Origin of the sequence: Micromonospora yasonensis, from assembly GCF_026013475.1 — a bacterium.
GTDB classification, from domain to species: domain Bacteria; phylum Actinomycetota; class Actinomycetes; order Mycobacteriales; family Micromonosporaceae; genus Micromonospora; species Micromonospora yasonensis.
Genome location: NZ_JAPDPH010000076.1, coordinates 14,868 through 28,804, shown reverse-complemented (window position 1 = coordinate 28,804; position 13,937 = coordinate 14,868). Strand labels below are relative to the sequence as shown.

The 13,937-nt window shown below is 73.7% G+C and carries 12 protein-coding genes and 1 pseudogene; 6 read left to right on the top strand and 7 right to left on the bottom strand.

What is annotated here, in order from left to right; translation table 11 throughout:
• Positions 1-39: 39 nt before the first annotated feature.
• From ONA70_RS17490 to ONA70_RS17475, 4 genes are all read right to left on the bottom strand, one after another.
• Positions 40-699 (bottom strand): cellulose binding domain-containing protein, encoded by a 660-nt coding sequence (locus ONA70_RS17490; protein ID WP_265007502.1) that lies wholly within the window; start codon positions 697-699, stop codon positions 40-42.
• Positions 700-816: 117 nt separating this feature from the next.
• On the bottom strand, positions 817-1,224 hold the full coding sequence (locus ONA70_RS17485; RefSeq protein ID WP_265007501.1) for a roadblock/LC7 domain-containing protein: 408 nt from the start codon (positions 1,222-1,224) through the stop codon (positions 817-819).
• A gap of 10 nt (positions 1,225-1,234) precedes the next feature.
• Complete coding sequence (locus ONA70_RS17480) at positions 1,235-3,835, bottom strand: helix-turn-helix transcriptional regulator (RefSeq protein ID WP_265007500.1); 2,601 nt, start codon at positions 3,833-3,835, stop codon at positions 1,235-1,237.
• 11 nt (positions 3,836-3,846) lie between these two features.
• Positions 3,847-5,100: an Hsp70 family protein gene (locus ONA70_RS17475; RefSeq protein ID WP_265007499.1), complete on the bottom strand. Its 1,254-nt coding sequence runs from the start codon at positions 5,098-5,100 to the stop codon at positions 3,847-3,849.
• A gap of 288 nt (positions 5,101-5,388) precedes the next feature.
• Between ONA70_RS17475 and ONA70_RS17470 the strand changes: the two genes are divergently transcribed.
• The 3 genes and pseudogenes from ONA70_RS17470 to ONA70_RS17460 all read left to right on the top strand — a co-directional run.
• The gene (locus ONA70_RS17470; protein WP_265007498.1) at positions 5,389-6,318 is read left to right on the top strand and encodes an IniB N-terminal domain-containing protein; all 930 of its coding nucleotides are present in this window, start codon (positions 5,389-5,391) and stop codon (positions 6,316-6,318) included.
• Between the two features lie 98 nt (positions 6,319-6,416).
• Positions 6,417-8,267: a dynamin family protein gene (locus ONA70_RS17465; RefSeq protein WP_265007497.1), complete on the top strand. Its 1,851-nt coding sequence runs from the start codon at positions 6,417-6,419 to the stop codon at positions 8,265-8,267.
• Positions 8,264-8,770 (top strand): annotated as a pseudogene (locus ONA70_RS17460) (dynamin family protein); the annotation flags it as partial. The gene ONA70_RS17465 and the pseudogene ONA70_RS17460, both read left to right, overlap by 4 nt.
• Before the next feature lie 675 nt (positions 8,771-9,445).
• Here the strand turns inward: ONA70_RS17460 and ONA70_RS17455 are convergent.
• The 3 genes from ONA70_RS17455 to trxA form a co-directional block, all read right to left on the bottom strand.
• Entirely contained in the window at positions 9,446-10,549 is a 1,104-nt protein-coding gene (locus tag ONA70_RS17455; protein WP_265007496.1) for an MFS transporter permease, read from the bottom strand.
• The gene (locus tag ONA70_RS17450) at positions 10,546-10,986 is read right to left on the bottom strand and encodes a hypothetical protein (RefSeq protein WP_265007495.1); all 441 of its coding nucleotides are present in this window, start codon (positions 10,984-10,986) and stop codon (positions 10,546-10,548) included. Before ONA70_RS17450 ends, ONA70_RS17455 begins: the two co-directional genes overlap by 4 nt.
• Before the next feature lie 144 nt (positions 10,987-11,130).
• Positions 11,131-11,499, bottom strand: coding sequence for a thioredoxin (gene trxA / locus ONA70_RS17445; RefSeq protein WP_265007494.1), 369 nt, complete (start codon positions 11,497-11,499; stop codon positions 11,131-11,133).
• Positions 11,500-12,048: 549 nt separating this feature from the next.
• On the opposite strand from trxA, the gene ONA70_RS17440 reads away from it, so the two are divergent.
• From ONA70_RS17440 to ONA70_RS17430, 3 genes are all read left to right on the top strand, one after another.
• On the top strand, positions 12,049-12,564 hold the full coding sequence (locus tag ONA70_RS17440) for a MaoC family dehydratase (protein WP_265007493.1): 516 nt from the start codon (positions 12,049-12,051) through the stop codon (positions 12,562-12,564).
• 184 nt (positions 12,565-12,748) lie between these two features.
• On the top strand, positions 12,749-13,240 hold the full coding sequence (locus ONA70_RS17435) for a hypothetical protein (protein WP_265007492.1): 492 nt from the start codon (positions 12,749-12,751) through the stop codon (positions 13,238-13,240).
• A 51-nt stretch (positions 13,241-13,291) separates the two neighbouring features.
• On the top strand, positions 13,292-13,915 hold the full coding sequence (locus ONA70_RS17430) for a TrmH family RNA methyltransferase (RefSeq protein ID WP_265007491.1): 624 nt from the start codon (positions 13,292-13,294) through the stop codon (positions 13,913-13,915).
• Positions 13,916-13,937 lie beyond the last annotated feature (22 nt).

Here is a 13,937-nt window from a genome sequence, read left to right as displayed (position 1 = left end):
CCCCGGCTGCCGGCCGCGCCCCGCCGGGGCGTCGGGTGGTCAGTCCGGCAGGCCGGTGCAGGCGGCTCCGTCGATCGTGCACGCCGTCGGCGTGGCGTTGATCGCGGGGCCGCTCACCCGGAACGTCACCCGGACCGAGCCGCGGCCGGGCACCGTCCCGCTGCTCCCGTCCGGCAGGAACGTCCACGTCGGGCCGTCCTGGCTGGCCCGGGCGCCGGAGACCGAGGTGACCCGGAGCGACTCCCGGGGCAGCACGATCACCAGGGCCCAGTCCGGCACCCGGTCCGACCCCGGGTTGCTGATCGTCACCGCCGCGCCGTAGCTGAGCAGGGCGCTCGTCTCGACGGCGAAGCGGGCGCGCAGTTCGGGCGGGCGGGATGGCGTCGTGGTGGCCGGCGGCGACGCACTGACCGACGGCGGGGCCGGGCCGGCCGGGGCGACCCTGGTCGCGGAGCGTACCGACGCCCGAGGCGCGAGGACGCTCTCGTCGGGCTGCTCCTCCGGCGCCCCGCTCGCCGTGGTGCCCGTCGCCGTCACGTCCGGCCGGACCGCCACCGGGGCCGGCCGTTCCGGGCTGTCCGGCACCATGCCGATGGCGTACGCCGTCGCTGACAGCACGCCCAGCGTGGCGGCGACGGCCATCGGAGCGAGCCGGGCGGCGCCAGCCCGATCGACGACGCGCCGCGCGGTACCGATCATCACGACGATCCCGTCCAACAGGACGACCGCCACGGTCCGCCGTGGCTGGGCCGGTGGGGCCGGCACCGGGGGTGCCCCCTTGCGGCCCTCCGGCGGACGTGTCTTCCGCGTCACCGGCTAGGGCCGGGCCGGCTCGAGGTGCACCGGCAGGTCCCGCTCCGCCCGCGCCACGAAGAGCGCCACTTCGTACGCCATGTCGGCGATGTCGGCGTCGATGCGCAACCGGACGGCGAGGATCGCCCCGCTCCGGATGGTGGCGACGAACACGAACGCCCGCGACATCTGCACGACGACCTGGTGCAGTACGGCCGTGCCGCACACCCGGGCAGTCGCCTGACCGAACGCGTGGAGGCCGCTGACCAGGCCGGCGACCTGTTCCGCCTGGTCGCCCTCGACGGTGCGGGACCAGCCGAGCGGCAGTCCGTCGGAGGAGAGGACCACCGCGTACTCGGCTCCGGGCACCCGGTCGACCAGGGTGTCCAGGGCGGCGGTCAGCTTGTCGGCGGTGGCCAGTGCGTGTGTCATCCGGGTCCTCTCACCGCTTCCGGGGTGCCGTGTCTCGGCGGTGCTCGTCCGCCCGTTCCGGCCACGGTTGCCGGCCCGCGGCGCGCGACCGGTCCGCGACGATGGTGCGCAGGAGGGCCAGCAGTTCGGCCCGGTTGGCGCAGTTCAGCCGGGACCGCATCCGGGCCATGTGGTGCTCCACGGTCTTCGCCGAGAGGAAGAGCCGGTCGCCGATTTCCCGGTAGGTGAGCCCGGCCAGCACCAGCTCGGCCACCTCGTGCTCGCGGTCGCTGAGCCGGTGCTGGGCCGGGGCGGTGACGGCGTCGGCGACCTGTGGGCTCCCATCGTCCGCCGTGGCCGGCCGGCCGCCCCGGGGGGCCGCCGGCCGGCCCTGAAGCGCCCGGGCGCACTCCAGCAGGGCGGTCATCGCTCGCCGGTCCGAGGTGCGGATCGCGGCCTGCCCGGCGAGGCGGGCGGCGTCCCAGCACAGTCCGGCGTCGTGCAGCCCGCGGGCGGAGGCCTCCACCTGGACCGGATCGACCACGCCGCGCAGGACGTCGACCCAGCTCGTGGCGGCCGCGGCGACCACGGCGGCGTACCGGCTGTGGTCGGCCGCGGCGTGCAGGGCGGCGACGTGCTCCTCGGCGACCGTCGGCTCCTCGGCCAGGATCGCGGCGTGCAACCCCGTCCAGTGCAGCGGGACGCTCCACAGCGCCGGGTCTTGCAGCCGGTCCAGCAGCAGCCAGGCCTCGTGCAGGTACGGCCGCAGCCGGTCCGCCTCACCCAACCGGGCCCCGGCGACCGCGAGCTCCCCGAGCGGCAGCAGCGTGAACAGGTCGACGGGGTGCCGGACCACCGCCTCCAGCGCGTGCCCCCAGCCGCGTTGCAGCGACTCGAGGTCGCTGTTGCGGCGGGCGATGCCGAGTCGGAGCGCGCTGGCCAGGAGCAGATCGCGCGACTCCAGTGGCCGGTCGTCGGCGGTCACGGCGGCGAGGCGCTCGGCCGCCACGGCCGTGTGGCCCCGAACCATCTGGATCCAGGCCTGCAACAGCCGGTGTCGAGGTGTCATCAGCGGCCCGCCGATGCCGGTCGTCACCGCCCGGTCCAGCACCCGCTCGGCGATGTCGAACTCGGCACAGTGGATCGCGGTCAACGCGGCGAGCGCGGCCGGGCTGTCCGGCAGCAGCACCGCCCGCCCGTCCGGTTCCAGCAGCGCCGCCGCTTGGACGAGCGCGGAGAGCGCGGCGGTCGGCGGGCCGGTGACGCTCTCCCGTACCCCTTCCGCCATCAGTCGGGCGGCGCTGGCGCGCAGGGTGGGCGGTCCACCGGCCTGGTCCGCGACGGGCAGGTCCGCACCGGGGGTCGGGCGGCCGACGGCGAGCGCGCCGACGGCGGCGAACGCGGCGGACGAGGGGGTGCCGGACCACCGGTACAGCTCGACGCTGCGCCCCACCTGGCCGCGGTGCGCCAGCGCCGTGGCGGCCACGGTCGCCGCCTCGGCCCGGTCGCCCGGGCCAGCCGTCGCGAGCAGCCGGTCCGCCAGCCGGAGGGCAGCGTCCAGGTCGCCGGCGAGCGCTGCGGCGACCGCCTGGCGGGTATTCGCGGGCAGCCCCGCCGCCGTGGCCGCGGCGAACAGCTCGGCGGCGAGCGCCGGATCCCCGGCCAGCACCTCTTCGGCCGCGGCCTTCAGCGCGGGGGCCGGGCAGTCCCGGAGCACCCCGGCCGCGCGCAGCGAGCGGACCAGCGGGAGCACCGGCGCGCCGTGCCCGAGCTGCAGTTCGGTCAGCCGGTGCCAGATCGCGGTGCGTTCGGTGGCCGGGCTGAGCGCGATGACCGCCCGCTGGACGAGCGGCGCGAGTCGGCCGTCGGCACCGAGCAGGCCGGTGGCTCTGCTCGACGCGACCAGTTCGTCCACCGCCTCCGGCGCCGAGCCGAGGAGCCGGCCGAGCAGGTCCATGGGCAGCGGCACGCCCGCGGCGACGGCCAGCAGCAGCCGCCGGACGTCCGCCGGCAGCTCCTCCAGGTCGGGACCGAAGAGGAGTACGGCGGGCCGGGGCGGCTCGGCCGGCAGGCCGGCCCCGTGCTCCCGCCCGCGTAGCCCGTGGACCAGCCGCTCGACGTCCCGTGGGACCCCGCCGGTCTGCGCGTGCACGTAGTCGGCCAGCTCGGTCCACCGGCCCAGCTCCGGCGCCCGGGCCAGGTATGCGGCGGTCTGCTCGGGGGTGAACGGGGTGAGGGTGAGCTGCTGCCCGTCCCGCTTCAGCGCCTCGGCCAGCTCGGCCAGCGCCGCCGACCGGGGCCACGGCCGGTAGCCGATCAGCAGCCGATGCCGGCGGGCGACCACCAGTTGGTGGAGCGCCGCCAACCGCGCGTCGTCGAGCAGGTGCGCGTCGTCGACCAGCAGCACCGCCTCGGGGTCGGCCGGGTCGGCCGGCCCCGGTACGCCGTCCAGCACGGTACGCCCGGCCCGCCGGTGGGCCCGCGCCAGTTCCGTGAGCAGGGCGCTCTTGCCGTGGCCACCGGGACCCGTCACGCCCACCGCGAGCGCGCCCGTAGGGCCCACCTCGACCGCGTCGAGCAGGGCCTTCGGCCCCTCGGCCAGCACGAGCGGGCACTCGGCGGTCCCGCTCATGGTCCCCACGGTCATCCGTCGCGTCCCCGGCCCCGGGCCAGCGCCAGGCGGGACGCCTTTGGCAGGTGCAGCGGGGCGATCCGGACCGGGGGACGCGGTGGTGGCAGGCCGGGAGCGGCCTGGTCCGGCTCGGCGGGCTGCCGCGCCGGGACGGCCGGCCCACCGCCGCTGACCGGTGCGGACCTGGGCTGCGGCGCCGGCCGGCGCGGTGACACCACCTGGCCGGCGGCGAGCGCCGCCCCGGTGGCGGCGGTCAGCTGGGGGTCCGGCTCCACCTCGACCGGGACGGGAAAGGCCGCCGCGAGCAGTTCCCTGATCACCGGGATCCGCGCCGAGCCGCCGGCGAGGAGCACGCCGTCGAGCCGCGCCGGCGTCAGGCCGGCGGAGTGTACGGCCTGTACCAGCAGGTCGACGGTGGCCCGTACGGCCGGCCGGATCAGGTCCTCGAACTGCGCCCGGGTTACCGGCACCCGTACTGCTCCGGTCGGCAGGGTCAACACCACGTCGGTCTCCGTGCCGACGGTCAGCTCCTGCTTGACCCGGTCGCACTCCGCCAGCAGCAGGCGATGCGGATACGCGTCCTGGCCTCCGGCGCCGGCGAACTCCCGGCCGAGCACGGTACGGACGTGCTCGGCGAGCGCCTCGTCGAAGTCGTTGCCACCGAGGGCCGGCCGAGCCTGGGGCAGGCCGAACGTCTCGTACGTGCCCCGTGGGTGGCGGCGGACCAGGGCGGCCTCGAAGGTGTTGCCGCCCAGGGCGTAGACGGCGGCCGTGGTGCCGGGGAAGCCGCGGGCCGCGTGGCTCTCGGCCACCGCGATCGGGCGGGGTAGCAGCGTGACGTTGCGCAGGTCGAGGTCCCACAGCGCCCGGTGCAGCAGTTCGCGCCGGTGCGGACCCCACCCGGCCGGGTGGCTGAGCACGACGGCTTCGGCGAGCCCGCCCTCCCGGGCGGAGACCCGCTCCACCACCCACGTCGCCAGCTCGGCGATCAGCGTCTGCGGCGGGCACGTCTCGCCGCCGAGCATCAGGGGTACGTCGTCACCGATCCGGCCGACGAAATCCCGGGTGGTGCGGCCGGGGTCGTCGGTGCCGGGCCCGCCGACCGTGAGCGATCCGTCCGGCGACAGGTGCAGCACCGACGGCACGACGCCCGACCTCGGGTCCAGCGGGACCACCTCGGGTCGGGCCCAGCTCCCGTCCTGCCGCCGGGCCACGGCGGCGGCGGTGCTGCTGCTTCCGATGTCCATCCCCAGGACGTACGGCATGTAGTTCTTCCTCCACCGCGATTGACCCTGGTGACGTTGTCGGCGCACCGACCCACCCCCGGCGCGAACACCGTGGGCTCCTCCGTTCGTACCAGAGATCACTCGCGCCTCCGTACCCTAACTCTGACCGGCCCGCTTCCCCCTATCCCCCTAACGAACGAGGGGGCGATGGCCCTAACCCGGCGAACCCGGTTGGGGTCCGCTCCCCGATGACGGGCACCGAACCCGGCCCTAGCGTCAACTGTCGAAGCACGACGGTGCTGACGCTTCGACCGAGGAGAACCTCCCATGGATTCGCAACAGAGCCTGTACGTGAATTCGCAGCAGAACGTGGATTCGCAACAGACCCTGCACGACTTCGTGCTCAACCTGCTCACCGATCCCGACGCGCGGTCGGCCTTCGACCTCGACCCGGAGGGGGCGCTGCAGGCCGCGGGGCTCACCGACGTCACCGCCGCCGACGTGCAGGACGTGGTCCCGCTGGTGGTCGACTACGCCCCCGGCGCGGGGCTCGCGCCGCTGGCTCCGGCGGTCGGGCAGCTCGGGTTCGGCCCGCTGCTGAACGACACCACCTACGTGGCCGGCCAGCTCGGGGCGGTGCCGCAGCAGATCAGCGTCAACAGCTCCCCGCACGGGGTGGACGCGACCGCCGGTGTGCTCGGGGTCGTCGCGGTCGACCCGGCCGGCGCGTACGCCGGGGCGGCCGTGCTGCCGGGGATCGGCCTGGGGGTCGGACCGGGCGGCCTCGCCACCGACCTGGCCGGGGTGCCGGACGTGGCGCACACCCTGGACGTGGACGTGGTGGACGGGGTGGACAGCGCGGTCGACCCGGTCGTCGGCGACGTCGCCGGCACGGTCGGCGACCCGCTCGGCACCACCGACGGCCTGCTCAACGGCGACGTGCTCGGCGGGGACCTGGGCGTGCTTCCCGGCACGCAGGCCCAGGTCGGCGGTCTCGTCGGTTCGCTCGGCGTCGACCACACCCTGGGTGGGCTCGGCGTGGGCGACGCCGGCGGTATCGTCCCGACGGCCCCGGTGGACGGCGTGACGCAGCAGGTGGACGGTGCGGTCAGCGGCGTGACCGGTACGGTCGGCAGCCTGACCGGTGGAGTGACCCACGACGTGACCGGTGACGCTGCCGTGACGCACGGCGACACCAGCGTCCAGGGCGGCGTGCACACCTCGTCCGACGGTGGCCTGCTGGGCGGCCTGTTCTGACGCGTACGGCTCCCGGGGGAAGGCCGGATCGCTGTGATGATCCGGTCTTCCGCCCCGGCCCTCTTGATAATTGATCTGAAATCAGCACACTTGGTGCAATGGTCGCCGCGATCTGGTTGGACGTGCTCGACGAGATCGCTCGTACGTGCAGCGCGCACGGGCGCGGCGATCTGTTGCAGACGGTGCGGCAGAGGCGTGTCCAGCTGCTGGATCCCCGGCTGCGCGTCCTCGTCGTCGGCGAGTCGCAGCAGGGCAAGAGCCAGCTCGTCAACGCCATCCTCAACGCCCCGGCCTGCCCGGTCGGCGACGGCCGGACCACCCTGCTGCCGACCGTGGTGCAGCACGCCGAGGCCCCCTCGGCCGCCCTGGTCCGCGCGTCGCCGGCGGCTCCGGGCCGGCCGGTCGGCGCCGCGCTCCCGGCGGCCGTCGAGCGGACCCCCGTACCGCTGGCGCAGGTCGCCTCGGTGACCGGCGCGCCGGGCAGCCGGCGCGGCCCCGCGTACGTCGAGATCGGGCTGCCCCGAGCCCTGCTCGGCTCCGGGCTGGTGCTGGTGGACACCCCGGGCGCCGACGAGGTGGCCGCCCTCGGCGCCGCCGGCCCGGTCGCCGTCCCGGCCGGGGCGGACACCGTGCTGCTGGTCTCCGACTCCACTCGGGAACTCTCCGCCGGCGAGCTGACCATGCTGCTGCACGTCGCCCGGTCGCACGCGAACGTGGTGGTGGTGCAGACCAAGACGGACCTCGTACCGGACTGGCGCGCGGTAGCCGAGCGCAACCGGCAGCACCTGGCCGAGGCCGGGGTGTCCGCGCCGGTCATCCCGGTCTCCTCGGCGCTGCGGCTGCGCGCGGCGGCCGTGGACGACCGGGAACTCAACGCCGAGTCCGGCTTCCCGGCGCTGATCGGTCGGTTGCAGCGCGACCTCGCCGGCAAGTCCGACCGCCTGGCCCGCGCCGCGGTCTGCACGATCGCCCGCACGGTGGTGGAACAGTTGGCCGCGCCGCTGCGCGCCGAGTTGGCGAGCCAGCAGGCCGAGGAGCAGTCGGGCCCGATCTCGCGGCTGCACGCGGCGCAACGCGAGGTCGACGAGCTGCGCCGCTGCTCCAGCCGGTGGCAGAACACGCTCGCCGACGAGATGGCCGACCTGCTCTCCGACATCGAGTTCGACCTGCGCGACCGGACCCGCGAGATCCTGCGCCTGGTCGACGAGGCCTTCGACACGGCCGATCCGCTCAACGCCTGGGACGAGTTCCAGGAGTGGCTGGAGGCCAGCCTCGCGGAGGCGGCGGAAGCGAACCACGACTGGCTGGTCCAGCGCTGCGACTGGACCACCCGCCGGGTGGCCGCCGCCTTCGCCCGGTACGGCGGCGACGTGCTGCCGCCCTGGCCGATGACGGTGCCGGCGGACCTGGGCGAGGAGCTCCCGGAGATCGAGCGGCCGAACGTCGACCGGTTCACCGCGGGCCAGAAGCTGATCACCGGCATGCGGGGCTCGTACGGCGGCCTGCTGATGGTCGGCCTGGCGACCACCCTGGCCGGGATGCCGATGATCAACCCGCTTTCGCTCAGCGTCGGCGCCCTGTTCGGCGGCAAGAGCATCCGGGACGAGAGCAAGCAACTGCTCCGCCGCCGGCAGGCGGTGGTCAAGACGGCGGTCCAACGGCACGTCGACGACTTCTTCGTCCGGGTCACCAAGGACCGCCGGGACGCGGCCCGGCAGGTGCAGCGGATGCTCCGGGACCACTTCTCCGCGCTGACCGAGGAACTGCAGGAGGCCATCATCCAGTCGTTCCGCAGCGCCAAACAGGCCGCCGACACCGACGCGGCGGTCCGTGACCATCGGCAGCGCGAGATCCGGCTGAAGATGACCCGGCTCGCCGGGCTCTTCGAGCAGGCCCAGCAGCTGACCGTCGTCCGGTCCGCCCCGGTGCAGCTGGAGCCCCGGGCATGACGGTCGGGGTGCGGCTGGAGGAAACGGCGTGGGCCCTGCTGCACCAGGCCCTCCAGCTCTACCGGGACAGCCCCGCGGCGACGGACCACCTGCGACACCAGTTGGCCCGGCTGGAGCAACCGCTGCTGATCGCGGTCGCCGGCCCGTGGCGGTCCGGCAAGTCGACCCTGCTGAACGCGATCATGGGGGAGGAGGTCGCGCCGGTCGAGGGGGTGGACGACAGCGGTTGCTTCACCTGGTACGAGGACGGGTCGCAGCCGAGGGCCACGGCGTACTCGGCCGACCAGCCGGCACAGGAGTTGGCGATCGTCAAGTCGCCGACCGGGATGCGGGTGGACCTGGTCGGCCAGCGGGTGGGCGAGTTGCGGGACATCGTGGTGCAGTGGCCGACCAGGACCCTGCGCCAGGTGACCCTGATCGACACGCCGGCCGCCACCAGTGGCGACGAGCCGGGGCGGGCCCCGGTCATGGAGCGGGTGCTGCGGGACGCGGACGCGGTGCTCTACCTGACCCGCGACGGCCGCGACAGTGACCTGCGGCTGCTGGAGACCGGCCGGGAGAGCGCGGTCGGGCAGGCCGCCCCGGTCAACGTGATCATGGTGTTGTCCCGAGTGGACGAGACCGGGGGCGGGCGGATCGACGGGCTGCTGACGGCCCGCCGGCTGGCCCGGCGACAGCAGCGCGATCCCCGGGTGGACGCGCTCTGCGTGACCGTCGTCCCGTGCAGCGGGCTGCTCGGCCTGGCCGGTCGGATCCTCAGCGAGTCGGACTTCGCCATGCTCGCGGAGCTGGCCCGGGTGCCCCGTCCGGAGCTGGAGACGCATCTGCTTTCCGCCGACCGCTTCGTCCGCGGCGACGCCCTGCTACGCCCGGATGCGGAGGTACGCGCCGCGCTGCTGGATCGGCTCGGGCTCTTCGGGCTCCGGCTCGCGACCACGCTGATTCGCGCCGGCTGTGACAGCCGGGCGAAGCTCTCGGCCGAGCTGATCCGGCGCAGCGGTCTGGCCGAGCTGCGCGAGACGATGCACCGGTCCCTGATCGACCGGCATGACACGCTCAAGGCCCGGTCGGCGCTGGCAGCCGTGGAAACGCTGCTGCGGTCCGAGCCGCGCCGGGGGGCGGACGAGTTGCTGGGCCGGGTCGAGCAGATCCTCGCCGGGGCGCACGAGTTCCGCGAGCTACGCCTGCTCGCCGCGTTGCGCAACACCCGACTCGGGTTCGAGGCCGAGTTGGCCGCCGAGGCGGAGCGGCTGGTCGGTGGCGACGGGGTCGGTCTGGCGGCCCGGCTCGGCGTCGAGCACGACGCGACCGTCGAGCGGCTGTGGGAGGTGGCCGCCGACGCCCAGTGGCGCTGGCGGAACCGGGCGGAGGATCCGCTGCTCCGGTTGGCCCAGCGCCGTGGCGCCCAGGTCGTCGCCCGCAGCTGCGAGGGGATGCTCGCCGAGCTGGCCGGGGGTGGCCGGTGACAGCCGACGGCGGAGCAGGCTGATCGGGCGGATCTTCTCCAGCGGCAGGAAGCTGGTCATCGCCACCAGGTGCGGCGCGAATGAGATGGTGATCGTCGCGATGGTCACCAGGTGGAAAGAATAGAAGAAGCCCACCGCGGTGTGCCGCCACCGTTCGGGCAGGACGAAGACCAGCGGGCTGAGCAGCTCGAAGGCGAGGATGCCGAACTGGGCGACGATCAGCAGGTGCGGCACCTGGGCGATCAGGTCGGCCAACTCGGTACCGCGCCGGATGATCGCCCGGGCCAGCACCGACCCGGTCGCCCAGTCGAACCCGCCGAACCGGAACTTGGCCCAGGCCGCCAGGAAGTAGGTGCAGATCACCCCGATCTGGGTGACCCGCAGTGCCCACCCGCCGGCCTCGCTGGGGGTGGGATCGCCGTGTCGGGCCCGCCCGGCGGTGGGCAGCACGGCCAGCGCCACGAGGAGCCCGAACCGGTCGTGGTCGACCTTGCCGTAGCTCATCGCGACGATCATCCACTCGAAATAGAGGGCGAAGACCGTCCAGCCGAGCAGCCGGGGCGCGCGCCCGGTCGCCGCGAACAGGGCGGCGAGCAGCAGCACCCAGAAGATCACGCCGACCACCGCCGGGGTGGGGGTGGGCAGCGGGAGGAGCCGGCCGATCAGCAGCGGCTGGTAGAGCTCGCCGGGCACGTCGACCCGGCTACGTACCCAGGGGGTGAAGACCACCAGGTCGGCGGCGACGAAGAGATAGACGAGGGTACGGAAGGCGGCCACCCGCCCGCGCGGCACCGCCTCGGTCAGCCAGCTGGTCACCGGGTGGCCTGCCAGGTCACCACGGTGCGATCGGTCCAGCGGCCGGTCGGGCGACCGCCCTGGATGTCGTACCAGCGGATCACGATGCGCACCTCGACCAGCGCGGGGGCGGCCGGATGGCGCTCGGCGTACGCGTCGGCGACCTGGCGCAGCCGGTCGGGGTCGGCGACGTACCGGGACTGCTGGCCTTCGATCTCGGCTCGGCGGATGCCGGTCGCGTCCTGTCCGAGCGACACCACCGCGCCGGTGCGGTCGACGCCCTCGACGCGGGTGTCCGGGGCGGGTGCGTCCGGCGGGTCCGAGGTGGAGTACATCCGGAACGGGCCGAACGGGAAGTCGTCATCGGTGCCGCGGACGGTGCCGACGAGGAGCAGCGCCAACCCGAGCGCGGTGACGCCCAGCCGGATCGCGCGCCCGCGGGTGGTCAGGGTCTCCATCGGGTCTGGACGATACGGGATGAGCAGCCCCGAAGGGTCCGTCCGTCGTCCATGACTCACTGACCGTGTCGCCATCCTCCGGGGCCGGAGACGGCGACGGCCGGGCCCCCTCGGGGACCCGGCCGTCGCCGTGAGCGGTCTGGCTCAGTGCTGGTGACCCTGCTCGGCCATCTGCTTGCGGACCTCGTCCATGTTCAGCTTCTCGACCTGCTCGATCAGGTTCTCCAGCGCGGACTCCGGAAGGGCGCCCGGCTGCGCGAACACGATCACGCCGTCCTTGATCGCCATCACCGTGGGGATCGAGCTGATGTTGAACTTGACGGCCAGCTCCTGCTGAGCCTCCGTGTCGACCTTGCCGAAGGTGATGTCCGGGTGCTTCTCGGACGAGCGCTCGTAGACCGGGGCGAACCGCTTGCACGGGCCGCACCAGTCGGCCCAGAAGTCCAGCAGGACGATCCCGTCCTGCTCCGTCACCTCGTCAAAGTTGGCCGTGGTCAGCTCAACCGTTGCCATTGCACTCTCCGATCAGCGCGGATTGTTTCTACGTCCGGTGGAACCAGGGCGGATGTCCAGGAATTCCCGTGACGCGGGCGACGAAACGTAGCGCTGCTACCCGGTGACGGTCGGACGACATCGAGAGTAATGGGGTCTCTCGGGCGGCTGCGGAACGCAAGTGCATGCCGCACTTGCGTGACGGGACGTGATGGGAGCGTTCCCAGGAAGATCGTCCAGGTTAACTGCTACGACTCGGTAACTTGACGCTTGACTAGCGGGGATCTGGGGTGCGGAGATCGCCTGATAGGGGGTCGTCGATTACCTAACGTAATGTAACAAAAAAGTAACTGTGACCTCTGTCTCTATCGTTGCAGTACTGGCGTACGGCAGAATCTTGGGCATCAGAGCGTGGGCGGCGGGTGCCGGGGAGGGCCCCGCCGCTCATTGCGTCTCCCCCGGGTTGGCCCCGTGTGAAATTTCCGTACCGGCAGCGCCCCCGTCATCGCCTTAACAAGCGGTAAGGCATGCTGTGCCGAACTCCATCGCCGTCCGTCGAAGGGGACAAGGATGCAGTTCGGCCGCTACTACGAGGAGTTCGAGGTCGGCGCGGTCTACCGGCACTGGCCGGGCAAGACGGTCACCGAGTACGACGACCACCTCTTCTGCCTGCTCACCATGAACCACCACCCGCTCCACCTCGACGCCCACTACGCGGAGTCGGCGAGCCAGTTCAAGCGCAACGTGGTGGTCGGCAACTACATCTACTCCCTGCTGCTCGGCATGTCGGTGGCGGACGTCAGCGGTAAGGCGATCGCCAACCTCGAGATCGAGTCGCTGCGGCATGTCGCCCCGACCTTCCACGGCGACACCATCTACGGCGAGACGACGGTGCTGGACAAGCGGGAGTCCTCCTCGAAGCCGGACCGGGGCGTGGTCGCCGTGGAGACCCGGGGCTACAACCAGGACGGCACGCTGGTCTGCGTCTTCCGTCGCAAGGTCATGGTCCCCAGGAAGGAGTACGCGGTCGCCGCCGCGCCCGAGGGCGTCGACCCGGAGCGGCCGAGTTTCCCCGAGCCGCGCTGACCCGGACCCCCGGATCCATCGCGAAGGACCCTTCCCCCGACGTTCCCCGGGGGATGGGGTCCTTTTCGCCTTCCCCGGCATATGCTGACGCCGGAGGTCCCGCGATGAGCGAGCGCAGCGAGCGAATCATCAGGCTCAGCGCGTCGGAGCCTCGTGGTGCCGCGGCGCGAAGCGGAGCGGCGGCATGAGTCACTCCGTCGCCGGCGAGCCGTCCTCTGCCGGACGTCGTGCCGCACCGCTGACCACCGCCGCCTACTCCACCACGGAGTGGGACCTGTTGACCGACCTGCCGGGTCGGGTCCTCGTCGCCGCCGCCTCGCCCGGCCCCGGGCGCCCGCGGCGCGGGGTCGGCGCCGGCCTCGCCGGCCTCGACGCGGTGGCTGCCGGGCGGGGCTTCGACAGTGACCTGGTCCGCGCCGTGGTCTCCGCGATCTACGCCCGGCACGACGGCGCCACCGCCCCGCACGAGCGGCTCACCGACGTCGTCGACCTGCTCGCCGCCTGCCGGGCGGCGGTACGGGTGCTCCGGCGGCGCGCCGACCCGGCCGACTCGGCGGCGTACCGGCAGTGGGTGGAATCCGTTGCCGCCCGGGTCTGCCAGGCCGGTGACGTCGGGTCGAGCCCGGCCGACCGACGCTTCCTCGACCGGCTCGCCGGCGCGCTGAACCTCCGCTGACCGGGGTGCCGGCGGCCGGCGCCGGGTCGTGGGCCGTACCCTCTGGAGACCGTGACCGACGACCAGCTCGACGTGGGTGTGGGGCCCTGGCCCGGCGACCCACCGGACGACCCGCGGTACGACCCGGAGCTGCTCGCCGAGGGCGACCGGCGCAACGTGGTGGACCGCTACCGCTACTGGCGGCGCGAGGCCGTGGTGGCGGACCTGGACCGGCGCCGGCACGACTTCCACGTGGCCATCGAGAACTGGCAGCACGACTTCAACATCGGCACGGTGGTCCGCAACGCCAACGCCTTCCTCGCCGCCGAGGTGCACGTCGTCGGGCGGCGGCGGTGGAACCGGCGCGGCGCCATGGTCACCGACCGCTACCAGCACGTCCGGCACCACGCGACGATCGAGGAGTTCGTCGCCTGGGCGGGGGAGCAGCGGCTGCCGGTGGTCGGCATCGACAACCTGCCCGGCTCGAAGCCACTGGAGAACAGCACGCTGCCCCGCCGCTGCGTGCTCCTCTTCGGTCAGGAGGGGCCCGGCCTGTCCGACGCCGCCCGGGCCGCCTGCGACGAGCTCTTCTCCATCGCCCAGTACGGCTCCACCCGGTCGATCAACGCCGGGGTGGCCAGCGGCATTGCCATGCACGCCTGGATCCGCGCGTACGCCGGCCCGCCGCCGGGCTGAACGGCACCGATCCGGCCGCTCC